Origin of the sequence: Indolivaga capnocytophagoides, assembly GCF_036511535.1 — a bacterium.
Lineage (GTDB): Bacteria > Bacteroidota > Bacteroidia > Bacteroidales > Dysgonomonadaceae > Dysgonomonas_A > Dysgonomonas_A capnocytophagoides.
In genome coordinates this window covers 1,845,410-1,868,786 of the sequence record NZ_AP028867.1, presented here as the reverse complement: position 1 = coordinate 1,868,786, position 23,377 = coordinate 1,845,410, and the positions used below count along the sequence as shown (strand labels likewise).

Annotated in this window: 18 protein-coding genes; 8 read left to right on the top strand and 10 right to left on the bottom strand. The window is 39.3% G+C overall.

What is annotated here, in order from left to right; translation table 11 throughout:
* The first annotated feature begins 14 nt into the window (after positions 1–14).
* The 6 genes from AABJ51_RS07670 to AABJ51_RS07645 all read left to right on the top strand — a co-directional run bounded on the left by AABJ51_RS07670 (position 15) and on the right by AABJ51_RS07645 (position 10,207).
* Positions 15–248, top strand: a complete 234-nt coding sequence (locus tag AABJ51_RS07670) for a zinc-ribbon domain-containing protein (protein ID WP_026627808.1) — start codon at positions 15–17, stop codon at positions 246–248.
* A gap of 127 nt (positions 249–375) precedes the next feature.
* Positions 376–1,464: an acyltransferase family protein gene (locus AABJ51_RS07665; protein ID WP_338375267.1), complete on the top strand. Its 1,089-nt coding sequence runs from the start codon at positions 376–378 to the stop codon at positions 1,462–1,464.
* A gap of 258 nt (positions 1,465–1,722) precedes the next feature.
* On the top strand, positions 1,723–2,382 hold the full coding sequence (locus AABJ51_RS07660; protein ID WP_338375265.1) for a hypothetical protein: 660 nt from the start codon (positions 1,723–1,725) through the stop codon (positions 2,380–2,382).
* 30 nt (positions 2,383–2,412) lie between these two features.
* Positions 2,413–4,599, top strand: coding sequence for a flotillin family protein (locus tag AABJ51_RS07655; protein WP_321577266.1), 2,187 nt, complete (start codon positions 2,413–2,415; stop codon positions 4,597–4,599).
* A gap of 55 nt (positions 4,600–4,654) precedes the next feature.
* Complete coding sequence (locus AABJ51_RS07650) at positions 4,655–5,281, top strand: hypothetical protein (RefSeq protein WP_338375262.1); 627 nt, start codon at positions 4,655–4,657, stop codon at positions 5,279–5,281.
* A gap of 78 nt (positions 5,282–5,359) precedes the next feature.
* Entirely contained in the window at positions 5,360–10,207 is a 4,848-nt protein-coding gene (locus AABJ51_RS07645) for a DNA repair ATPase (RefSeq protein WP_338375260.1), read from the top strand.
* A gap of 118 nt (positions 10,208–10,325) precedes the next feature.
* Here AABJ51_RS07645 and AABJ51_RS07640 read toward each other — a convergent pair whose 3' ends face one another.
* The 7 genes from AABJ51_RS07640 to AABJ51_RS07610 form a co-directional block, all read right to left on the bottom strand.
* Positions 10,326–10,946: a flavin reductase gene (locus tag AABJ51_RS07640; protein ID WP_338375258.1), complete on the bottom strand. Its 621-nt coding sequence runs from the start codon at positions 10,944–10,946 to the stop codon at positions 10,326–10,328.
* 93 nt (positions 10,947–11,039) lie between these two features.
* Positions 11,040–11,663, bottom strand: coding sequence for an HD domain-containing protein (locus AABJ51_RS07635; protein ID WP_026627802.1), 624 nt, complete (start codon positions 11,661–11,663; stop codon positions 11,040–11,042).
* A gap of 106 nt (positions 11,664–11,769) precedes the next feature.
* On the bottom strand, positions 11,770–12,303 hold the full coding sequence (locus AABJ51_RS07630; protein ID WP_338375255.1) for an RBBP9/YdeN family alpha/beta hydrolase: 534 nt from the start codon (positions 12,301–12,303) through the stop codon (positions 11,770–11,772).
* A gap of 72 nt (positions 12,304–12,375) precedes the next feature.
* The gene (locus AABJ51_RS07625) at positions 12,376–13,032 is read right to left on the bottom strand and encodes a hypothetical protein (RefSeq protein WP_338375253.1); all 657 of its coding nucleotides are present in this window, start codon (positions 13,030–13,032) and stop codon (positions 12,376–12,378) included.
* 183 nt (positions 13,033–13,215) lie between these two features.
* Entirely contained in the window at positions 13,216–14,691 is a 1,476-nt protein-coding gene (gene gltA / locus AABJ51_RS07620) for an NADPH-dependent glutamate synthase (protein ID WP_026627799.1), read from the bottom strand.
* An 80-nt stretch (positions 14,692–14,771) separates the two neighbouring features.
* The gene (locus tag AABJ51_RS07615) at positions 14,772–15,554 is read right to left on the bottom strand and encodes a sulfide/dihydroorotate dehydrogenase-like FAD/NAD-binding protein (RefSeq protein ID WP_338375249.1); all 783 of its coding nucleotides are present in this window, start codon (positions 15,552–15,554) and stop codon (positions 14,772–14,774) included.
* Positions 15,555–15,898: 344 nt separating this feature from the next.
* Complete coding sequence (locus AABJ51_RS07610; protein ID WP_338375246.1) at positions 15,899–16,834, bottom strand: DUF3667 domain-containing protein; 936 nt, start codon at positions 16,832–16,834, stop codon at positions 15,899–15,901.
* 317 nt (positions 16,835–17,151) lie between these two features.
* On the opposite strand from AABJ51_RS07610, the gene AABJ51_RS07605 reads away from it, so the two are divergent.
* Both AABJ51_RS07605 and AABJ51_RS07600 read left to right on the top strand, forming a co-directional pair.
* Entirely contained in the window at positions 17,152–18,633 is a 1,482-nt protein-coding gene (locus tag AABJ51_RS07605; RefSeq protein ID WP_338375243.1) for an amino acid permease, read from the top strand.
* 120 nt (positions 18,634–18,753) lie between these two features.
* Positions 18,754–19,800, top strand: a complete 1,047-nt coding sequence (locus AABJ51_RS07600; RefSeq protein ID WP_338375240.1) for a hypothetical protein — start codon at positions 18,754–18,756, stop codon at positions 19,798–19,800.
* Positions 19,801–19,875: 75 nt separating this feature from the next.
* Here the strand turns inward: AABJ51_RS07600 and AABJ51_RS07595 are convergent, their stop codons facing one another.
* The 3 genes from AABJ51_RS07595 to AABJ51_RS07585 form a co-directional block, all read right to left on the bottom strand.
* Entirely contained in the window at positions 19,876–20,388 is a 513-nt protein-coding gene (locus tag AABJ51_RS07595; RefSeq protein WP_134436467.1) for a hypothetical protein, read from the bottom strand.
* A gap of 62 nt (positions 20,389–20,450) precedes the next feature.
* Positions 20,451–21,818 (bottom strand): oxygen-independent coproporphyrinogen III oxidase, encoded by a 1,368-nt coding sequence (hemN, locus tag AABJ51_RS07590; RefSeq protein WP_338375960.1) that lies wholly within the window; start codon positions 21,816–21,818, stop codon positions 20,451–20,453.
* The gene (locus AABJ51_RS07585; RefSeq protein WP_338375237.1) at positions 21,790–23,049 is read right to left on the bottom strand and encodes an MFS transporter; all 1,260 of its coding nucleotides are present in this window, start codon (positions 23,047–23,049) and stop codon (positions 21,790–21,792) included. Before AABJ51_RS07585 ends, hemN begins: the two co-directional genes overlap by 29 nt.
* Positions 23,050–23,377 lie beyond the last annotated feature (328 nt).

Here is a 23,377-nt window from a genome sequence, read left to right as displayed (position 1 = left end):
AAACTTATGAACTTATGAAAAGAAACATTTGCCAAAGATGTGAAACAGAAAACACAAGTAATGCAAAATTTTGCTCGGGATGCGGATACGAGCTTGAGCGAGATTTCGAAGAAGCAGTAAATACAGTAACCCTTCCTCCCGAAAAAAAATCAAACGAAAAGTTTAAGATTATTAAGCCTGCTCTGGCTGTGGTTGTAGCATTGCTTATTCTGTTGGGAGGACAATATCTTTTGCTTCGGTTGACATAATAACGACGTCGGAGTGAAAATTCAAATTCGTATATTTGTAACTTCCGAACAATATAAATAGCATATGTAATCAGGATAGATATTCGTATATTTGTCCTGATTTTTTGTTATAACTCTTTTACCTTTAATGGGAATTATACGTTTTTTACTTGCTATAGCGGTTGTCTTTGCTCATACCGGACACGAACAATATATGCAGATGGTTGGAGGAAAGCTTGCTGTTGAGCTTTTTTATATATTCTCCGGGTTTTATATGGCTCTTATCCTGACCGAAAAATATGTCGGGCTGAAAATGTATAAAGTGTTTATAACTAATCGTATGCTAAAGTTATACCCTATATATTGGGTTGTTGCCTTATTGGTTATTCTTTTTAGCTTGTATATTGCTTTTGATACAAATTGGAGGTTTTGGGGGGTATTGCAATCTTATAAACTGTATTGGTCGAAAATCAGTGTTTTTTCTTTTCTATTTCTGGTTATAAGTAATATAATTGTCTTTTTTCAGGATTGGATTATGTTTATGGGGGTGAATCTAACTTCCGGAAACTTCTTTTTTACAGATAATTTTGTGGAGACTTCACCTCGTTTGCATTCATTTTTGTTGGTGCCTCAGGCTTGGACTATTGGTTTGGAATTGACATTTTATTTAATTGTTCCTTTTTTTGCGCGCAAAAATACACGCTGGCTTATTCTTATCGGAACTGCTTCTGTTGCGTGTAAAGTTCTGTTAGCTGTAACAGGGTATAATAATGATCCGTGGACATATAGGTTTTTCTTCTCGGAATTACATTTGTTTATATTGGGGATGATCGCTTATCGGGTATATAATAGAATAAAACATAAATCTTTTTCTCTACGAAAATTACAGGCTGTACTTTGCTTGGATATTCTGCTGATTTTATTTTGTGTATTTCTCAGAACGTATCTCGGTGATTTTACCGATTATATTTATCTGATAGTATTTGCATGTTCAGTTCCGTTCCTTTTCGCTTTGTGTAAGCAGTCTAAACTGGACTCTAAGATAGGGGAGTTGTCATATCCTATTTATATATCTCATGGCTTAGTTATATTGCTTCTTAATTATATTTTCAAGCTTCAGTCGGCTTATGAAGGATGGGGTGTTGCTATCGCAACAATTGCTCTTTCATTCCTCCTGAATCATCTTATTCTTTATCCGATCGATCGTTACCGCCAAAAAAGAGTCAAGAAGAATTAATTTAACAGATTGATCTTGAATAAGTAACAGTAAGATTTTAATGATGTATTTATAAACGATAACAGACTGTTGTTGTTATGCTTGCAGAGTCTATAAATAGATCTGGAATCTTAATCTGTTGTGGATGAAGAAAATCTATTGTAATGTTAAAATTATTTCTTTATATTTGCTAAAAGCGTTACTTAAATAACACTAAAGAACTATTGTCAAAAGCAGATTATTTGCTTTGATAATCACACAAACTCAAATCTAAGGCTTATGGATATACTGTATACACTTTTTAATCCATTACCTAACGGTATAGCTACCGTACTGATGATTATAATCATTCTGTACTGGATATTTGCTCTGATCGGCGGTTTAGGTATGGATGACTTGGATTTAGGGATAGACTTTTCGCATGATGTTGATATAGATGCCGGTATTGATGTTGATCATGATGTTCATGTTGATACAGGTCATGGAGGCGGATTTTTGCAGGCTTTGCAGTTTCTGAACTTGGGTCGTGTTCCGTTTATGATAGTGCTGACAGTATTTATATTGTTTCTATGGATTACAACACTTGTGACGACTCATTTTATTAATCTGTCTGCATGGGGAAACTGGTCAGCTATTATACTGTTGCCGGCACTTGTGGTTAGCCTGTTTATAACAGGATGGGTGACAAAACCTTTGGCGGGTTTCTTTCATCAGATAGGCTATAACGGGGAGAAAGCGATTGATTTTTTCGGTTGTTCCGGAAAGATGTTATCAAGCATAGAAGGTAATAAAATCGGAGTCGCAGAGTTTTTGATCGGGAAAAATCCTATCAGACTCAATGTCAAAAGTATGCAGGGTGAAAAACTGTCATATGGGGACTATGTCATAATAACCCGTATGCCCGATGAAGGCAATGTATATCAAGTCGTTAAAAATTAATAAGCATAAAATAAACAACTTAAACCAGCTATGGAACTAATATTAATTATTGTAGGAGCAGTATTACTTTTTTTGCTCATCTTCTTAGGTGTTTTAGCCTCGTTTTACAAAAAAATTCCTCAGGGAAAAGCTATCGTCCGCACTGGGGTAGGAGGTACGGGAGTTGCCTTTAACAAAGGAATGTACGTTGTTCCGGTTTTTCATAAGATGGAAATAATGGATATTTCGGTCAAAAAACTCGAAATAGAACGTATGCAGCACGATGGACTGATCTGTAAAGACAATATACGTGCCGATATTAAAGTGGCGTTTTTTGTACGTGTCAATAAATCGGTAAACGATGTAATCAATGTGGCTCAGACTCTCGGTTGTGAACGTGCAAGCGATATTTCTACTCTGAAAAATATATTTGAGGCGAAGTTTTCGGAAGCCCTCAAAACCGTAGGTAAGAAATTTAACTTCATCGAATTATATGAAGCACGACGCGAATTCCGTGACGAGATTATAGACATTATCGGAACAGACCTTAATGGCTATAATCTGGACGACTGTGCTATCGACTATCTGGAACAGACCGAAATACAGTTTCTTAGCCCTGATAATATTCTGGACTCCGAAGGTATCCGTAAAATTACAGAATTGACGGCGGCTCAGAATATTAATGCGAACCAGATTCGCAGGGATGAAGAAAAAGTGATCAAAAAACAGAATGTTGAAGCCCGTGAAGCTATCCTCGAACTCGAACGTCAATTGGCAGAAAAAGAGGAGAAACAACGAAGGGAAATTGATAATGTGAAAGCTCGTGAAGGAGCCGAAATTCAGAAGGTGCGTGAAGAGGAACGCCTAAAATCCGAAACTGTACGTATTAGTACCGATGAGCAATTGGCTGTTCAGGAAGAAAATAAACTTCGTCAGATTATAATAGCAGAGAAGAACAAACAGAGAACTGAAGCTATCGAAGCGGAACGTGTGGAAAAAGACCGTGCATTGGAGCAAACCGAGCGCGAACGTATTGTGACTTTGGCTCAGATAGATAAGGAACGGGTACTTGAAATAGAAAAGAAAAATATACAGGATGTAATTCGTGAGCGTGTCGAAGTCGAAAAAGGAGTTGTAGAAGAAACTCAGAATATTAAAGACATAGAAGCATTCCGTGAAGTGGAACGTAAAAAGCAAGTCGGAATAACTACTGCCGCTCAATTAGCGGAAGAAAAATTGATACAAACTGTAAAAGCTGCCGAAGCTGATAAAAAGGCCGCCGAAGAAAGAGCTAAACAGTTATTGATTGATGCTGATGCCAAAAAAGAAGCATCTGCGAAACAAGCAGAAGCCCGAAAGGTATTGGCGGAAGCTCAGGCAAAAGAAGACGCGACATATGGACTGGCAGAAGCTGAAATTATGAAAGCTAAAGCCGCTGCAGCCGAGCAACAAGGTACAGTAGAAGCTGCCAATATAGAGAAAAAGGCGAGAGCCGAAGCTGCAGGTATAGAAGCGAAAGCCGAAGCCCGCAAGAAAGAAGGCTTGGCTGAGGCCGAAGTTACCAAAGAAATATCATTGGCAACAGCTATTGGAGAATCGAGTATTATAGAGAAGAAATCGGTTGCTGAAGCTGCCGGAATACAGGCAAAAGCAGATGCTAAACGCAAAGAAGGGCTGATGGAAGCCGAAGTTGCCAAAGAAAAGGCTTTAGCCGAAGCATCGGGTATTGAAGAAAAAGCGGCTGCCATGAAAAAACTCGATGGAGTGGGGCGTGAGCACGAAGAGTTTAAGCTGCAACTACAAAAAGAGAAAGACGTAGAATTGGCTCAGATTGCAGTTCAGAAAGAAATCGCAGATGCTCAGGCTACCGTTCTTGCCGAAGCATTGAAATCGGCAGATATCGATATTGTTGGTGGTGAAACTATGTTTTTCGATAATATTGTGAAACAGATATCGAATGCTAAAGGGTTTGACCGTTTGGTGAATGAGAGCGAGAATATCAGCCAGATTAAAAAGGCATTACTTGGTGACGGACACAACGGGGGAGAATTGATGAACCGTATAAAATACTTTGTACGTCAATATGGAATATCTACCGAAGATATCAAAAACCTTAGTATAGCCGCACTGATATTCAAAATGCAGAGCCAGTGTACAAGTAGTGAGGACAAAGGCATTCTTGATAATTTATTGAGTCTTGCCAAATCAATGGGAATATCTAACAACAAGTTGTCGTAATCTGTATATATAGGGGGTAGTAACATATCTCCCTAACTTAAAAAAAACAGAAGATATGAAAGCGGGTAGATTGCTATTTATATTGGGCGTATTTTTACTATTGACCGCATGTGACGATGCTGAAAATCACAATGGAGATGCAGTAGAATCTCGTCCTGTTTTGATTCAACCACTGGGCGGTTTCCCGGAAAAATATGCCGATATTTTACAGAAACGTTTGCAGCAGATAGTTCCTAACGTTTCTATTGCAAGACCTATCCCTCTGGCATCGAATGCTTATTTTGAACCATTGCACAGATATAGGGCAGATTCGTTATTATATTATCTGCATCGTAAAAGTTACAGGCGAAAAGGTGTTGTTGTTCTGGGGCTTACATACAAAGATATCAGTACCACTACACACGGTTATTACGACTATGGAGTAATGGGGCTTGCCCGAAGTCCGGGCGATGTCTGCATTGTATCAACATATCGTTTGTCGAGAAGGGGAGACGATCGTTACGATCAGTTATTTAAAGTAGCTATTCACGAACTGGCGCATACCGAGGGGCTCGGACATTGTGAGCTTAGTCCTACCTGCTATATGAAGGACTCGAAATATAAAAGCCCGACTCTCGATGAAACAGGCTTTTGTATAACCTGTAAAACATATCTTCAGAAAAGAGGTTGGAAATTGGAGTAGCTTAGTCTGATCGGATATGTTTTTATAGCATATGCTGATTGGCATAAATTATTATAATCTGTAAAGATTAAACCATATATGCAAGATACAGAACAAATCAAACCGGCTGAGACTCTCGATGCCGGAACATACGAAATAATACGTAAGCGGTTACAGGTCCAGAAAGACGACCTGCTCAAACGTTTGTTACAGCTCAACGATACCCGTAAAGAAGTATTTACAGCCAGTGAATTTGCGCTTATAGCCAATCAGCGGATCAATACAGAAAATAATTGCGTGTCACGTGGTATCATGGCTCTGGGCAATTTCTGTATTTTCGGATATAATGTGCATTTCGGCTTACGGTCTGATATTCAATTAAGTGATGTATTCAGTATCTATAAGTTCGAAGAAAACCAGTTTGAACCTCAATCGCTCGAGCTTATTAATGATGAAGCGTTTATAGCCGACTATAAAAATCTTTATAAATATTACAGAGATTCTATATTTTCCCGTTTTCGCCGTACGGAGAATTATCTGTATATGATTTTTCAGACGGGCAAATCGGTAAATGATGCTAAAGCTTTCAAATGGCTGGTCAAAGATAACAGGCTTATTTATCAGGACGACCGCAGTTTTCACGAGGTCGTAAAAACTCCTCAGCACGAATTCAAATGGAATAAAACCTCTTTGGACGACCGTCGGCTGGGTACATTTCCGCATATATCCATCCTTGATAAAGTCTTTATTGAAGCCACAGGTGGAGATATCACATTCAAGATAGAAGATAATACCCAGACGGGCAAAGGGATTTATTCCGAAAAAGTGGAGAATAAAGACCAGCAATTGGATGATGCCGAATATTATTATGCCGATCTGGGAAATATTATATTGATACGGATAAAACCCTATCAGGAAGGTTTCCGAGCTTTTGTTTTCAATACACGTACCAGAGAGGTTATAAATATACATACCCTCAACGATGCCGGTATACTGCTGCCCGATAGTCAGGGCATTATTTTTCCGAATGGTTATTATCTGCAAAATGGCGATCATAAGATATTCGAAAGCGAACTTAGCAATCTCGAATTTATACGGAAGGTGGCCTCTCCTAATGGAGAAGACTATCTGTATATTTTTTATCAGAATGAAAGCAATATTTATGTTCTGATGTCTTATAATATAATCCGTCAGCAGGTCGAAACACCTATTATCTGTAACGGATTTACATTCTTTGCCGATGGTTCCCTTATTTATTTCAGATCGGAAAAGGAGGCTACACGTCATCATCAGGTGCAGATATGGCAAACGCCTTATATGATCGAATGGAGAGAAAATCCTCAGAAAAAAGACAATTTTCTCTATAAAATAGGCAATAAAAGTATTGTGAGGGCGATGGCAGAATGTCAGGAAGTTATTTTACTTATCAATAAAGAAGATTCGTATGAAGGTTTGTATGAGGATATTGTAAAGAAGTCAAATGATATACTCGATGCCTTTTTCTGGATTTCGAGTGCCGAAACTTTCGAAATATCTTCGCCTTTAAAGCAAATCAAGGAAATAGCGAATACTGCTATAGATGAGTTTGACAAGGTACAGACTCAGAAAAAGCATGCCGGAGAAACACTGATTGCTGCTGCCGAAAAGGTAGATAAACTGCTGTTTGAAGTCAAGAATGCACGTTACTCGACTCTCGATCAGTTAGTCAAGCAACTGGCTGATACTCGAAAACTGCATGGTGAAGTTATTGAACTGGGTAATGTAAAATACATAGATACTGCGAAAGTTAATGAATACAAAGGCTTGTTGAATGAAACAAGTCAAAAGCTTTCAGAAAAAACAATCGCTTTCCTCTTGAAAGACGAAGCACTGATTCCCTACGACCAGAAGGTAGAAGTGCAGCGGGGTGAAGTCGATAATGTAACTAAAGTTATAGATGCCAATAAAATAGAGGATAATTGCAAATTGATTTCTTCTGAGCTTGAGTTGCTTATCGATATTCTCAATAGTTTGAAAATAGACGATACTACTGAAGCAACCCGTATTGTCGAAAAAATATCATTGATATTTTCTTCGCTCAATGAAGTGCGGGCGCAACTGAAACGGAAGATCGACTCATTGCATACACACGAAGCTGTTGCTGATTTTAAGGCACAAATAACTCTGCTCGAGCAAAGTATCGTTAACTATCTGGAGTTGGCTACGTCTCCCGAACGCTGCGATGAGTATTTTACTAAAGTAAGTATACAGGTAGAGGAACTCGAAAGCAAGTATGCCGATTTTGACGATTTTATACTCCGTATTGCAGAGAAACGGAACGATGTGGTGAAGGCTTTCGATGGTAAAAAAGCTCAGCTTATAGAACAGATAAACCGCCGTACATCATCATTGGAACAAATAGGACTGCGCGTTTTGAAGAACGTTGAGAACAAGGCGCAGACATTCAAAACACGGGAAGAAATTCAAGCATTCTTTTCTACTGATCTGATGGCGGATAAAATTCGCAAATTGGTCGAAGAATTGAAGTCTCTGGGTGATGTGTCGAAAGCCGAGAATCTCGAAAACAGCCTGAAAACTTCGCTCGAAGATGCCCTTCGTGTACTGAAAGATCGAACCGAATTGTTTGTCGATGGCGATAACATTATATCCTTAGGCAGCTATAAATTTGCAGTAAATAAGCAATCGCTGGATCTGACCGTTGTCCGCAGAGAAGATAAACTATTCTATCATCTGACCGGTACTGGGTTCTATTATGAGATACGAAACGATGAGATCAACCGTTATCGGGATATATGGGAACAGGAGATTGTTTCGGAAAACAAGGACGTGTACCGAGCTGAATATCTCGCAAATCTGGCATTCGAAGAGAGCCTGAAAAATCCAGACTTTGATGTTAAACTATTTGTGAATCAACGGGTCGAGCAGAATTATAGTGAATCATACATGAAGGGTGTACACGATTTTGACGCATTACGTATTTACGAAACGTTACGTAAATTGTATATCGATCTGGGGCTTTTGGCTTTCGAACCGAAAGTGAGGATTGCAGCCCAGTTGTTCTGGACAATGATGCCGGATGATGATAAAAAACGGTTGTTCAAACTGATAACCTCAGCTAATCTGGTATTAAAGGCATTTCCAAAATCAGGAAATTATCACTATGTAATCACTCAGATAAGAGAGAGCTTTAAAGAGTGGAATACTTATTTCAGTGTTTCAGAAAGTTTTGAAAGTAAAGTTGCCGATTATCTTTTCGCTGAGTTTGCCGATTCACAGGTGTTTACTTGCAGTGAGCAGGCTGCGTTACTCCGAGACAAGTTTGTGAAATATCTTGAAGATAAAGGCCTTTTTGAAGATTTCGAAAGTGATACGGCAAGTAACACCTTCGATCCTGTAGACCGTTTTTATCTGGTTCAGAACTGGCTGAATTCATTTGTTGATCTATCATCTGAATACATTCCCCTGAAGAAATATGTGGAAGAAACTGCATGTCTGCTGTTACTGCGCAAGCAGGAATATTCGGTGCATATAGCAGCGGATAAATTACAGATAGATGATCTGAGAGGGAGTCACCCTGTAATTGAAAATGGACTGTATCTACTTGATTACCATCGATTCGTGGATAAATTAAGCTGTTTCGAAGAAGTAAGTGTAACTGACTTTAATGAATTTATCCGGCAAAAAGATATCTTGATTGCGGCATTCCGTAAATCATTAAAATTAGAAGAGCTGAAACCTAAGGTTTTAACGTCCTTTGTCCGTAATAAACTTATCAATGAAGTATATCTTCCGTTGATAGGCGCTAATCTTGCCAAGCAATTGGGGGTGGCAGGTGAGAATAAAAGAACTGCCCGTATGGGGATGTTATTGCTTATTTCTCCTCCCGGGTATGGTAAAACTACCTTGATGGAGTATCTGGCTAAAACCATGGGGTTGAATTTTGTAAAGATAAACGGTCCTACTATCGGACATTCTATAACATCCATCGATCCGGCAGAAGCAAAAACTTCGGGAGCAAGAGAAGAACTGAAAAAGATAAACCTTTCGTTTGAGATGGCAGATAACGTAATGCTCTATCTGGATGATATTCAGCATTGCAGTTCTGAATTTTTGCAGAAGTTCATTTCTTTGGCTGACGGACAGCGTAAAATGGATGGCATTTTTGAAGGAGACAGCAAGACTTACGACCTGCGGGGAAAACGTTTTTGTGTGATTATGGCAGGTAATCCTTATACCGAGAGCGGCGAAAAATTTCAGATTCCGGATATGTTAGCCAATCGTGCCGACGTATATAATCTGGGAGATGTTATCGGGGGAACAGAGCACCTGTTCCGTCTAAGTCTTCTGGAAAATGCCATTGTCGAAAATCAATACATTCAGAAGATAGCAGGAAAAAGTTTCGACGATTTTTATAAACTTGTCAACTATATAGAAAGCGGATCGGAATCTTTACCCGACCTCGTAGGCAATTATACACAGCAGGATGTGGATGATTTTGTGGCTGTTGTTCGTAATGCAATAGCCATACGGGATATAGTCTTGAAGGTGAATCAGAATTACATCTCCAGTGCAGCGATGCAGGATACTTACAGGATGGAACCGGCCTTTAAACTGCAAGGATCGTATAGGGATATGAATAAGATGATAGGTCAGGTAGTGCCGTTGATGAATCCAAAGGAGATAAATGAACTTATACTATCTCATTATGAAAGCGAATCGCAGACACTGACATCAAATGCCGAGGCGAATCTTTTGAAACTGAAAGAGATTGCCCGATTATTATCGGAAGACGAACATCGGCGGTGGATGCATATCAAAGAGGTGTTCGGTAAGAACAATAAGCTCGGAGGTATCGACAAGTCGAATCAAACGGGAATGGTATTGGCTCAACTTGCCGAATTTAATGTCAACCTCGAGGGTATAATAGATGTTTTGAAGAAGAAATAAGGTCTTAGACCTTGATAACTTTCTCAACTCAAACAGCCCGCTGTTATCGTATCGAAAAAATAAAAATCGGCTAAAAAAGATTTCTAAAAATCTAAACGAGCTAAATTTGAACAGTTATTTATTTCCGTATCCATACGTTTGTGATTTCACCGAATACAATCTTGTGATAATCGTTTGTTTCGGCATGAGCATCTTCTACAAATTTTTTGCCTTGCTCTGTGTAAAAATCGCCGGGTGCAACTGTTGTTACTTCTGCCAGTTTGCACTCTATTATTAGTTTGGCTTCTTTGTATGACAGATTTCCCGAAGGTGTTTGTATGACAGATAGTTTGCTTTCTTTCATTTTATCGCTGTTGCGTCCGGATTTTTTGCCGAACAAAAGAAAGTCTTTTTTGTATTCGTCATCAAAATAACTCATCGTATATGTTTCTTTCTTTCTGATTATTTCGAGAGTATATCGGTTAGAACGGAGGAAGCACCAGGTTGTAGGCTTTTCGAATAGAATACCCCAGCCTCCCCAGCTTGCAACCATTGAGTTGTATAGAGATGGATCTCCGGCTGTTATAACACTGTAATCCGATCCTACCAGTTTGAATACACTTTCGGGTATTTCTTTAGCATCTATCTGTGTGAAAATATCGTTGAACGATCCTTTCTGATCCGGTGCTGTTTGTCCATAAACATTCATACCTGTTATCGCTAGGATAACAACAGTCAATAATATACCTAATTTTTTCATGAATTTATTTATTAAAATGTATTGTTCAATTATTAAAACTAAATGATAACCTGATTGGAGAAATGGTAATAACAAGATTTATTGTACTCTTGTTCATACTGCCAGAAGATCCAACTCTTCCTGAATATTTTTACGAGCCTGATCTTCGTATCTGGATAGAAAATGGGGAGTTTTGAATATTTGCTTCATATTCAGAAAATGAGATAAAGCCTTTTTTCGTCCGTAAGCGTACTCTTTGTCTGAATAAATAAAATATTCGCGCCGTATATCCTTTATGTACTGCTTGTATACATCACTTTCGGAGCCTAGTATCGACAAGTCGGCATCGATAAAGAGATTGGTGTCATTATCGAGACTCTTATGGTGTCCTTTGGTTGCTAAAATATGTACGGAGCATCTGTTTATACGATCTTTCTGAAAATGTTGTATTTCATTAAGCCGTTTTGCTGCCAGCAAGGCACTTTCCGACTCATTGTCCATCCGTTTGGTATGATAAATTATATCGTGATAAAATAAAGCAAATAGCATTGCATCCCAATCCTCAGTCTGGTCTTTTACCTGCGATAATTCATCGTACATTTTACGAATGTGATTGAGATCGTGGTAGTATCTGCCTGCATCACGATAATTTATCTCAATTTCATTCCATAATCGGACAGAAAGTTTATTGTCTGCCGAATAATTGCTTACAAGTTCTGTAAATAGTTGTTTCAGCATAGGGGTAAGGAATTGGTGTAATTCGAATACTAATTTAAGAATAATTATCGGATTAAGTAACGTAAGTATACCAAAGCTGAAAAAAGTTATGCAGACTTAGTTTTCTTTAATCAAACGTACGGATGAGATCTAATCCTGATAACCATTCTCCATAACCTGACAATCCGTTGACATGTCCTGCTTTTCCAGCGCTTATAAATTGGCTGCCCCAGTGAGCCGCAAAATGTTGAGCCCTTTCTATTGTGCACCACGGGTCATTTTCGCTGCCCACAAGTATAGTCGGAAAGTTCAAGGGCTGTAACGGAATAGGGGAGAATCCTTTCATCGGTAAACTTGGATCATTTACAAGGGAATCAATATCGGCGGGGGCGACTAAAAGCGCTCCTTTGACCTGATGTTTGTATCTTTCAGCCCAGTGTGCAACAGTAAGGCATCCCAGACTGTGTGCAATCAGTACGACCTCCGGTAGAGAGTAGTTCGATAATTCTTGCTCAACTTGTTCGACCCATATATCGCATTGAGGAGTATACCATTCTTTTTGGTTGATACGATGGAAATTGTCTCCACTTTTTTCGAAAAAAGTTTGCCAATGGTCTTCGCCCGAATTACCTAGTCCGGGTATAATAATATAAGTAGTCATGTACTTTGTTTTTGTTAATAACAAAGTTAACCTTATTTAGTTGAGTGTACGAAATATTTTGTTCAATTGTCTCTATTGTAGTTCCGAAGGGCTGTTGTTGACCCAAGACGACAGCGATCGGCAAAAACGGGTTGTAAAGAAGTCATTCTTTTCGGAAAGGTACTCTATGATGTTATCAAATGTGATAATCTCGTCTTCTCCGCTCTTGCTGGATGGTTGTATGTAAACAATCTTGATATTGTATTGCCCTGCCGTATTTTTTTTCAGCGATTGATCGAGCCATCCTACGGCATGCAATTTATGAAGTAAATTATTGTACTTTTTTTTGAGCATACTTGCATGTTCTATATCGAGAATACCATCTACTATGTTCTTGATATTATTTTCTCTGGCTTTACTCAAATACCTATATTGTAATGGACGCAGCGAATTGATATCAGTTTTGAGAGATATCATGTAAACGGTCTTCACCGATTCGCAAACAGCCACAAAGTTGATTTTCAGCGGATGTGCCGATTCTGTGGGATCGGCATTGAATAGCAACCCGGCTTTTATAGGAAATTCGGGGATGATATGATCAACCGTGCATCCAAATTTTTTCTTTATGATATTGGGCAAATATATGCCGAAAAAAATATCAGCCCTGCCTTCTAATAAGTAAGCCGGAAAATTGCGCCACTCATCTAACCGATCAAATATCTCGTTAACAAGTTCTTGTTCATTCCTCATATTATACGTATTTTGGCAAATGGTTGTTCTTTATTTTCTTTAGTGTTAAAACTATCCCTGCAATACTTTACTTTATCCCGATTTAGAGTAGGATTGTTGTTCTTTTATTTTCCGGTACAAATTTACATAAAAAAACCTGAGTTTTATACTCAGGTTTCAGTATGTGGTATAATATCGTATGCCTTAATTGGCTTGTAAAGATTTATCCATCGCTTCAGCTGCACGTCTTCCGTCTCCCATAGCCAGAATAACTGTTGCCCCTCCGCGAACAATATCACCTCCGGCGTAGACATCCGAAAGGTCGGTTTGCATTGTATCCTGATTGATAACAACAGTACCCCATTTTGTCACATCCAGACCGGTGAATGTTGAAGGAATCAAAGGATTGGGAGATACTCCCACACTCACTATAACTTCATCGACATCGATCCATTCTGTTGCACCTTCGATAGGTACAGGTTTGCGGCGTCCGGATGCATCGGCTTCTCCTAACTCCATTTTCTGAAGGAGCATGCGCTGTACATGACCTTTATCATCGCCTTCGTATTGTATCGGATTATGGAGAGTCAGGAATTCCACACCTTCTTCCTTGGCGTGTTTTACTTCTTCAGCACGAGCCGGCATTTCTTCATCCGAACGGCGGTAAACGACCATAGCCCGTTCTGCTCCAAGGCGGCGTGCGGTGCGTACTGCATCCATAGCCGTGTTTCCTGCTCCGATAATGGCCACACTTTTGCCTTTCTGCACGGGAGTGTCGCTGTCGGGACTAGAGGCATCCATCAGATTGACACGGGTAAGGAATTCGTTTGCTGACATTACCCCGATCAGGTTTTCTCCCGGAATATTCATAAAATTAGGTAATCCTGCGCCGCTGGCTACAAATATTCCTTTAAATCCTTCGGCACGAAGATCTTCGTGAGATATCGTTTTTCCGATAATGCAGTTTTTTACGAACTTAACACCTGTTTTGCGAAGGGTTTCTATTTCTACATCAACAACATCGTTTGGCAGGCGGAATTCGGGTATTCCGTATTTTAATACCCCGCCTATTTCATGCAGGGCTTCAAACACGGTTATGTCGTACCCTCGTTTGGCCATGTCTCCGGCGAAAGAGAGCCCGGCGGGGCCTGAGCCTACAACTGCTACTTTGATACCGTTTGATACCGGCTTCTCGGGTTCGGCTATTATACCGTTCAATCTTTCGTAGTCGGCGGCAAATCTTTCGAGATAGCCGATTGCCACAGGCTCTTTACCCATTTTCTGTATATAGATACATTGGGCTTCGCACTGTTTTTCCTGAGGGCATACACGTCCGCATACAGCAGGCAATGCACTGGTTTCTTTAAGTGTACGTGCGGCTTCGATAAAGTCGCCCCGTTCTATATTTTTTATAAATGTAGGGATGTTGATTTCGACAGGGCATCCGGTTACACAGGTCGGATTTCCGCAATCCAGACATCGTCCGGCTTCTGCAATAGCCTGTTCTTTTGTTAATCCTTGATTTACTTCGGCTTTCAATTCATGGCTGCGAAATTCAGGATCGAGTTCATTCATGTGTACACGTGGACGTTCTCCCCGTTCTTTTGCTTTTACACTTCTTCTCAATTCGTCTCTCCAAGGCTCGCTGCGCCTTTCTTTCATATATTCTTGTCGTGTCATTTTCTTTCTGTTAAGGTCTCAGATTTTTTTATTACTTTGGTAAGTAGAGACAACCAAATCTTGTAGATAATTAATTATTTTCAGTTGTATGCTTTCAGACGCATTAGCATTTCGTCAAAATCAACTTTGTGTGCATCGAACTCGGGTCCGTCGACACAAACGAATTTGGTCTTGCCGTCTACCGATACACGGCATGCTCCGCACATTCCGGTTCCGTCTACCATGATGGTGTTGAGCGACGCCATCGTGGGGATATTGTATTTTTGAGTAAGAAGGGACACGAATTTCATCATGATGGCAGGTCCGATGGTTACACACAAATCTACTTGTTCGCGGTTTATTACCGATTCTACTCCGTTTGTAACCAGTCCTTTTTGTCCGTGAGATCCGTCATCGGTCATAACGATTACTTCGTCCGAGTATTTCGCCACTTGTTCTTCTAATATAACAAGGTCTTTATTACGTGCCGCAAGAACCGATATAACACGGTTGCCTGCTTTTTTCATAGCTTCGATAATAGGTAGCATCGGAGCAATACCAACACCGCCTCCGGCACAAATAACTGTTCCGTATTTTTCGATATGAGTAGCTTTACCCAAAGGTCCTACCAAATCGGTGATGTAGTCTCCTTCTTCGAGATTACATAATTTTTCGGACGATAGACCCACACTTTGTACAACAATGGTGATAGTGCCTTTTTCGACATCGCTTTGTGCTATAGTCAAAGGGATACGTTCGCCTTTTTCTCCGACTTTCACAATTACAAAATGTCCTGCACGGCGACTTCGGGCTATGAGAGGTGCTTCTACTACGAATTCAACTACTTTGGGCGAGAAGTATTGTTTCTGGATAATTTTATTCATGTTCTATTTTAAGTAAAAGAAAGTATTTAGTGATACATTTTTTAGTCAACAACAGACTTTGGTTGTTATAGTTACCAAAGTAATAAAAAGGTCTGAGACTTTTAATTGATTGAAAAAAGGTTTGCGACCTTAGTTTGATCACAAATATAGCAAAACAATAGATTTTATCTAATGGATATAGATAAAATGTTTACTTTTTGATATTTGATCGTTCCTTATATTCTGGAAAAAGTAAGTGTGAATGCCAATTATGCCTTAAAATGTAAGGTTGGAGTGTCATATTTTTTTCTGGACGAGAAATACTCCCAATGTGTTTACCCTGATTAGTTTCTGTTTCACCTTACTTATATAGCGACCAATGCATATAGAATATACAATAGGAGTATAATGGATATCAGTATAAAACCTATGATGCTGATCATAATGGATTTGAGAACCGAAACAGACTTCTTTTCCTCAAAAAAATAGAGATGGGCTTTGAAAAAATACCAGATAACATATATAATGTTGAATAGCATAAGATACGTATCTACATAGGGCTCTATTCCTGTTTTTTCGAGTATATAATTTAGTATGATATTGATGGTAGAGAGAAGCAGAATGAACGAAAAGAAATAGAGCGTAAATATACCGCTGTCGGAATAATATTTCCTTTGCTTGTAATGGAATACCCATAGCCAGAAGGCAAAAATAGGCATATATACAAATAATACTTTTGGCAGGTTGTGAGTTGCGAATTCTTTAAATTGTTCCCGTTTGTGCTCATTGGAAATGTTGTTTACCGCTCTCAGAAGGTATTTAGTGGAGTAATGCTCCTTGAAAGCTACATTCTGGGTATTGGTAAGCGAATCGAGCTGTTCGGTACTGTTGACTGTCACAGATAGTGGCTTTCCTGTTTGTTTATCTGTTCCCGAAACTGTCAGTTTTACAGTATCGGTATTACCTGAAATATTAGCAATCTGATAATGCGAAAATATTCCTAACGAAAAGAAAGTAATAAAACTGATGAAGATATAAAGTTTGATAGGGTCGACATATGTTTTTCGTTTGCCCGAAATATATTCTTTGGCTAATTTCCCCGGAGACGTAAGCAGATATCTGGCCGTGAGCCATATCGAACTGTCGTAATGAAAAAGATCGGCTGCAAAGTGATGTATAAGTCCCGGAAAAGAATAACGGACTTCTATATTCTCCTGCCCGCAATGAGGACAATACCGATTTTGAACATATTTACCACAGTTTTGACACGTATTGTCTTCTCTGACTTTCTGATGGCTCATGCTTGTTATTTTATATTCTGGGTGTTTGATGAATGTAAAGTGCAAATATATATCGAAATATATCTCAATATGTCATTTTTTCGGTTTTATATATTGGCCTTTTTCTGTGAAAAAGGATTTTTACCGATGATTATAGTCAAAAGAGCCCATTTTTATAGCAATTTCTGTTAAATAGGTCTTTTATATTAAAGGATTATCTGTTGGTCACATCGATTTTTATTACTTTTAGCCAAATTTTATAGATAGGTAGAATTTAGAAATAACAGTATTATTGTAGAATCAGGTCAGACACCTTAATCCGAAAACACATAAATCGAATGCTTGAGAGTATTTTCAGAAAAAAAGACATCAACCGGATGCTTTCCGAAACCAAAGGAACTAACGATGGTTTGAGACGTAATCTGTCAGCCGCTAATCTTATTACTTTAGGAATAGGCGCTATCGTAGGAACCGGAATCTTTGTTATAACGGGTACAGCCGCTGCTAATTATGCCGGACCCGGATTAACTATCTCTTTTCTAATATCGGCTATAGGCTGTGTAATGGCAGGGTTTTGCTATGCCGAGTTTGCAGCTATGATACCCGTTGCTGGAAGTGTATATTCATATAGTTATTCGACTATGGGAGAAGGGTTGGCATGGTTTATCGGGTGGGTGCTTATTCTCGAATATTTGTTTGCCTGTTCGAGTGTTTCGGTCGGATGGTCGGGATATATGATCAGTCTTTGCGAAGGGTGGGGGATTCATCTGCCTCAACATCTTATTCAGTCTACATTCGATCATACGGATGATGGTTGGGTGATGACAGGCAGCCTTTTCAACTTTCCGGCGGTGTTTATAGTTGTTCTTGTATCAACATTGTTGATGGGAGGAATAAAGCAGTCGGCATTGATTAATAATATAGTAGTAGTTATCAAAGTAGGAGTAATACTTCTATTTATTGGCTTTGGATTGTCGTATATCAATTTAGAAAACTGGACTCCTTATATTCCTGAGAATACAGGAAACTTCGGAGAATTTGGCTGGAGCGGTATTCTTCGAGGGGCAGGTGTTGTATTTTATGCTTATCTCGGGTTCGATGCCTTATCGACAGCGGCTCAGGAAGCAAAGAATCCGCAAAGAGATATGCCCAAAGGTATTCTTATGTCTCTCTTGGTATGTGCGGTTTTATATATTTCCGTTACAGCCGTGCTTACCGGAATTGTGAATTACAAAGATCTGGATGTAGCGGCTCCTATAGCATTGGCGATAGACCGTGCCGGCAGTGGATTGGCATGGCTCAGTCCTTTTATCAAGCTGGGGGCTATTGCCGGACTTAGTTCCGTTATTCTGGTAATGATGTTGGGGCAGTCACGTATCTACTATTCCATATCGAAGGATGGGTTACTTCCCAAGTATTTTTCTAAGATACATGATAAGAAAGGTATCCCTCATCGTGCCACACTCATAGCATGTATTGTTACTTCTGTGTTTGCAGGTTTGTTTCCGTTACATGTTCTCAGTGAATTGGTGTCTATCGGAACGCTTATGGCTTTCGCCATTGTTTGTCTATCTATTCTTGTGTTGAGAAAAACAGAGCCCGATCTGAAACGTCCGTTCAAAACTCCGTTAGTACCTCTTGTTCCTCTTTTGGGCGCGGGTATATGTATTATGCAGATGGTTGCTTTACCATGGAGTACTTGGTTAAGACTGATTATATGGACTGCCGTTGGTTTAGTTATATACTTCACATACGGGCGTAAACACAGTTTGTTGAATAAGCAGAATGTCGAGAATAAAGGGCAGAGTACAGACAAATAAATATTTTACATTAACATATCTGAATACTTTTTGTTAACAATGCAGTCTTAAATATTGTTTTTTCTGAATAAATGTATATTTTTGTGTTTATTAAGTACAAGGAATAAACCAATCATTTATATGAAAAAACAATTCGAATTGTTAATGTATACAGGCATTATAGCGGGAGCTGTGATGACTTCTTGTAAAACCCCAGATAGCGTAGTGGTGTATGATGATCAGGCTCGTCCTAAGGTATACAAAGCAACCAAAGGGGATGTTACGACCCAACAGATAAACCGGACATATGCACGTAATGATCAGAATAGTAAAGTGATTTACAGTGCTAATGAATATACTGCACCTATACAGTCCAATCAACCTGTTTTTCAGGCACCTGTTAAGAAGAATTCCTGCCCGATGGCAGCTGTACAACCTGTTCAGAATTATCAAGACAACTCTTCCGCTCAATACATGCCACAGATTGTGGATATGACTACAGCCCGAAACAACCAGAATCAGCCATCTGTTTATAATTATAATCAGGCCGCGCAACCAGTAATCCCTAACTACGGAGGCTATAATTATGTGCAGGTTTATAATACACCTCAGTCAAATAGAACCAGCCAATCGGTAAATGGACGCAACAGGTCTTTGGATAATAATTTATATAACAGACCGAATTCTTATACTCTTACCGATGATATGTATACGCCCGAATATCGGTCGATGATGTATAATCGTCAGAACAAATCTGCATATAACCAGCAACCTGTACAACCTGTACAAAATGATCCTTATACTGGTTTAATGACTGTTGAAAACGGGAATGTTGTGCCTTACAACAATCAGCCCCGTATTATACAGCAGCAACAATATTATGTGCAGCCACAGGTGCAATATCAGGAACCTCAACCTCAGCAATATGTGGTTCCGGCAGAGCCTCAGCAGCAATATTATTATCCACAGCCTCAATCTCAAGCCCCTGACAGTCCCGTTTATTCTTATTCTCAGACCGAAGTAAGGCAGATTGAAGAAGGTTATCCTGCAACATTGTACTTCAAAAACGGAGCTAAACTTACAGGAACATTGCTTAATATTGATAATTCGGCATGTATGTTCAAAATGGCAGAAGGACGTTTAGTTAATTTTGCCACAAAAGATATTCTTAAAATAGAAAGACGTTGATTTTGTCATTTTACAATAACCAAAAGACCCGAAAATTATTTTCGGGTCTTTTATTTTATAGCTTATATCAGCATCTTATTCCCGTTTTTTAGAGGTCAGTATCTGTGCCAATAGTTTGTAGTTCGACATCAATAAATATCCTATCCCTATTTCGATAATAGAAATGTATAATCTCTTATCATTGGGAGTTGGCATACTCGATAAAAATTGGTTGTTATCGACCGATGTTTGAATACGATACCCAATCTCGACCATGAGCGGAGCAATATTGTTAAGTATAAATATTCCACCCAAAGCAAGGATAATTATTCCGACAGCAGTTTCAGCATGCTGAAAGTTGAAGGTAACCCGATCATCATCAAAGCCTTTATCTAGCCTTAATAGATTTATTACTTTATCAGGCGAAAATATAAGTATTATAACCAGCGATATGGTGATGAATGTAGAAACTAACAGCAGAAGGAATGAAGACCATTCGAATGTAATAATGAATAGTGCTACCTGACTGATGAAGGATGAAAGGTAGTTAAAAAATAAAATAATCCCGGCTATTTTGATTAATAGCCTAATTAAATCTTTTTTAGACATGAGGTTAACGTATTTTAAAGTCTAAGAGACCTATTTATTACTTTTGGCAAACGAATAAGTGATCAACCGACCTTCGAAAACTGTTTATCTGTGTTTATCATTAATTTGTCGAGCGAAGCTGCAACATTACGGACAAACGGTGTGGCTTCCGGAAGGATACTGATATAATCAGAATTATAATCGATAATACCATCATTGGCAAATGTACGTAAAATTGTGTCATTGTAGTGCAAAGAAGACTTGATTTCTTCAATATTTGTTTCGAGATGCTGTGCTATATCAGCCCATTCTATGTGATAGTTACACATTAGCGAAGTGATTACTTCACGGGTAATCTGCTCTTCTCTGTTCAAGGTATATCCTTTCAGTACAGGAAGTTCTCCTGCGTTCACTTTTTCTATATAGCTTTTAAGATCTTTTATATTTTGGCTGTAAGCTGTCGATAGCTGGCTGATGCCTGTCACCCCGAAAGCATATACCTGACCCGTAGTCCGGCGGGTACAATATCCCTGAAAGTTACGGTGCAGGTTTTTGTTTTGCTGGGCGATATACAATTCGTCATTCGGACGTACAAAGTGATCTAATCCAACGGTACAATATCCGGCGGAAGTAAGCAGTTGACGAGCAGTTTCGTACAAGTTGTTTTTCTGTACAGGATCAGGTAATCCGGCTTGTTCAAGAATCGCCATTTTGGGATTTACCCAAGGCACATGAGCATACGAAAAAGTAACAAGTCTGTCGGGCTGCATGTCAATAGCCTTACTTATCGTATCTGCAAACGATTGAGGCGTTTGCTGAGGCAGTCCGTAAATAAAGTCCATATTCAGCGCAATACCTTTCGACCTGAGCAAAGATGCTATCTGCTCAACAGGCATTTTAGACGGCTTTCTGTTAACAGTTTTTAAAACATCTTCGTTGAAGTCCTGGATACCCAGGCTCAGGCGGTTGAAACCTGCATCTATCAGGTCGAGCCAGTATTGTTCGTCCAGATATCCCGGATGACATTCTATGGCTATTTCGGGCTGGTCGATGGTTGTAAATCCCGATATCAGCATCTCATTGATTTCTCTTAATGCCGATACCGGTTGAGATGTAGGGCTTCCTCCTCCGTAATGGATCTGGGATATCTTACGGTTGTGGTCGAGTAAGGGAAGTACCATTTCTATCTCACGCTTGACCGCATCCATGTATTCGGATACTACATTCTTGTTTTGCATCAGTATGGCATTGCATCCGCAATAGTGACACATCTTGAAACAAAACGGGATATGTATGTAAAACGATATATGCTGAGGCTGCTGTTCGTTAGATGCTATAATGGCATTGCGATAACTCACAGCATCGAATGTTTCGGTGAAGAAGTTTGCAGGAGGATAGCTCGTATAACGTGGTACGGCTACATTATATTTGTTGAGTAACTCTTGTTTCATCATTATCTTCTTTTACTTTATCTTTTCTGAAAATCAGAAGTATATATATCAGAGAGAATAAGGCAATGCAACTTTCGAATAAGAACAGATTGGCATATCCCAGCGATCCGGCGACTTTGCCTGCAATAGCAGCCATAAGCATTCCGCTAAGATGGGTTATGACGGTTTGTATCGTAAAATCGGTTCCTTCGTAGCCTTTACGTACACAATCCATTGCTGTGGTGTAAACAACTATGGTGGCCATACCATAACTAGCCCAAAGAAGGCTGATTCCTAAGTGCAGGGTTGCGATATTTACCTCAAGACAGGTTACCAGCATGTAGAAATACACGGTCGTGATTAAAACACAAACCCCGAAAATAATACGAGGCCAGAATCGTCCGAACCGTCTGACTATAAAACCTCCCGACAGAGAGCCTACACAACCGATAGATGTACCGATGATACCCGACATTACACCTATTTCCTTTATGTTGTAACCATAATCGACCAACATCGGTTTGAGCATGGCTAATGTTCCGATGAGTCCGGCATAGTAGAAAAACAGAAAGATAATTTGTTTCCAGATGCCTTTTTGTTTGAAAAAACCGAGAAGGTCATCAGGATGAGGGGCTTTCATTTCTTTTTTCTTATTCGGCTGTTCGGCGTGGCTGGTCTTGAAAAAGAACAGCGGAACAAGTGCCACAACTACAAATAGAGCCAGATAAGGAAGTAACTGGTTCCATCCGACTTTGTGATATAGAAGCAATAATAAACCTCCGCCAATCATTGCCCCTGCAAAACTTCCGACCGACTGCATGCTGTTTACCATACTTTTGTCTTTTTTATCGAATGACAGAACCGCTAGTGCATCGGTCGCTATATCTTGCGTGGCTGATGCTACGAACGAAAAGATGATAAGTGCAACAATGGTATATATATTTGTTTCGAGATCGAGAAAAGAGATTGCGAGTATGATAACTGCATAAATGATTTCCGATGAAAATATCCAACTCTTATAGTGGCTTAGCTTGTTGCAGCTGCGGTCTATTGCCGGTGACCAGAGAAATTTAAGTACCCACGGCAGTTTCATAAACTGTAGGAGTCCGATCGTTTCTAATGAAAAATTCTGCTGGCGCATAAGTACGGGCAGTATCGTTGAGAAAAAACTCATCGGAATTGTTTGGGCAATATACAGACACAAAAAAGTGAAGAGCCGACTTCCGTTGTCAATACCTCGGTTTAGATTCATTCAGTTTATATTTCGCTATTTCAGTAGAAAGGTCTCATCCTTTCTATATTAATAATTATTATTTAGTTGATCGCTGTTTATCAGGTGTTTGTCTTTAAAAGGTAACAAAGGTTACTGCACAATTGCATGTTTTCTATTGTTCCTTTTTTACCCCTCTGTCCCCAAAAGAGGATGCTGCTGTCTCCCGAAAAAGCTCTTAGGGGTTTGGGGCATTTCCCGAAAAGGTTACAAAAGTCACACTCTTTTTGTCTTTTTTCAGAAGTAACTTTTTTCCTTAATTTTCGTATTTACTAATCTAATAAGTAGCAGTAGGTATTTAACGTCATGT

Coding starts and splice junctions, on each gene's coding strand:
- AABJ51_RS07670 (WP_026627808.1), top strand. CDS start 15: ATGAAAAGAAACATTTGCCAAAGATGTGAAACAGAAAACACAAGTAAT.
- AABJ51_RS07665 (WP_338375267.1), top strand. CDS start 376: ATGGGAATTATACGTTTTTTACTTGCTATAGCGGTTGTCTTTGCTCAT.
- AABJ51_RS07660 (WP_338375265.1), top strand. CDS start 1,723: ATGGATATACTGTATACACTTTTTAATCCATTACCTAACGGTATAGCT.
- AABJ51_RS07655 (WP_321577266.1), top strand. CDS start 2,413: ATGGAACTAATATTAATTATTGTAGGAGCAGTATTACTTTTTTTGCTC.
- AABJ51_RS07650 (WP_338375262.1), top strand. CDS start 4,655: ATGAAAGCGGGTAGATTGCTATTTATATTGGGCGTATTTTTACTATTG.
- AABJ51_RS07645 (WP_338375260.1), top strand. CDS start 5,360: ATGCAAGATACAGAACAAATCAAACCGGCTGAGACTCTCGATGCCGGA.
- AABJ51_RS07640 (WP_338375258.1), bottom strand. CDS start 10,946: ATGAAAAAATTAGGTATATTATTGACTGTTGTTATCCTAGCGATAACA.
- AABJ51_RS07635 (WP_026627802.1), bottom strand. CDS start 11,663: ATGCTGAAACAACTATTTACAGAACTTGTAAGCAATTATTCGGCAGAC.
- AABJ51_RS07630 (WP_338375255.1), bottom strand. CDS start 12,303: ATGACTACTTATATTATTATACCCGGACTAGGTAATTCGGGCGAAGAC.
- AABJ51_RS07625 (WP_338375253.1), bottom strand. CDS start 13,032: ATGAGGAATGAACAAGAACTTGTTAACGAGATATTTGATCGGTTAGAT.
- gltA (WP_026627799.1), bottom strand. CDS start 14,691: ATGACACGACAAGAATATATGAAAGAAAGGCGCAGCGAGCCTTGGAGA.
- AABJ51_RS07615 (WP_338375249.1), bottom strand. CDS start 15,554: ATGAATAAAATTATCCAGAAACAATACTTCTCGCCCAAAGTAGTTGAA.
- AABJ51_RS07610 (WP_338375246.1), bottom strand. CDS start 16,834: ATGAGCCATCAGAAAGTCAGAGAAGACAATACGTGTCAAAACTGTGGT.
- AABJ51_RS07605 (WP_338375243.1), top strand. CDS start 17,152: ATGCTTGAGAGTATTTTCAGAAAAAAAGACATCAACCGGATGCTTTCC.
- AABJ51_RS07600 (WP_338375240.1), top strand. CDS start 18,754: ATGAAAAAACAATTCGAATTGTTAATGTATACAGGCATTATAGCGGGA.
- AABJ51_RS07595 (WP_134436467.1), bottom strand. CDS start 20,388: ATGTCTAAAAAAGATTTAATTAGGCTATTAATCAAAATAGCCGGGATT.
- hemN (WP_338375960.1), bottom strand. CDS start 21,818: ATGAAACAAGAGTTACTCAACAAATATAATGTAGCCGTACCACGTTAT.
- AABJ51_RS07585 (WP_338375237.1), bottom strand. CDS start 23,049: ATGAATCTAAACCGAGGTATTGACAACGGAAGTCGGCTCTTCACTTTT.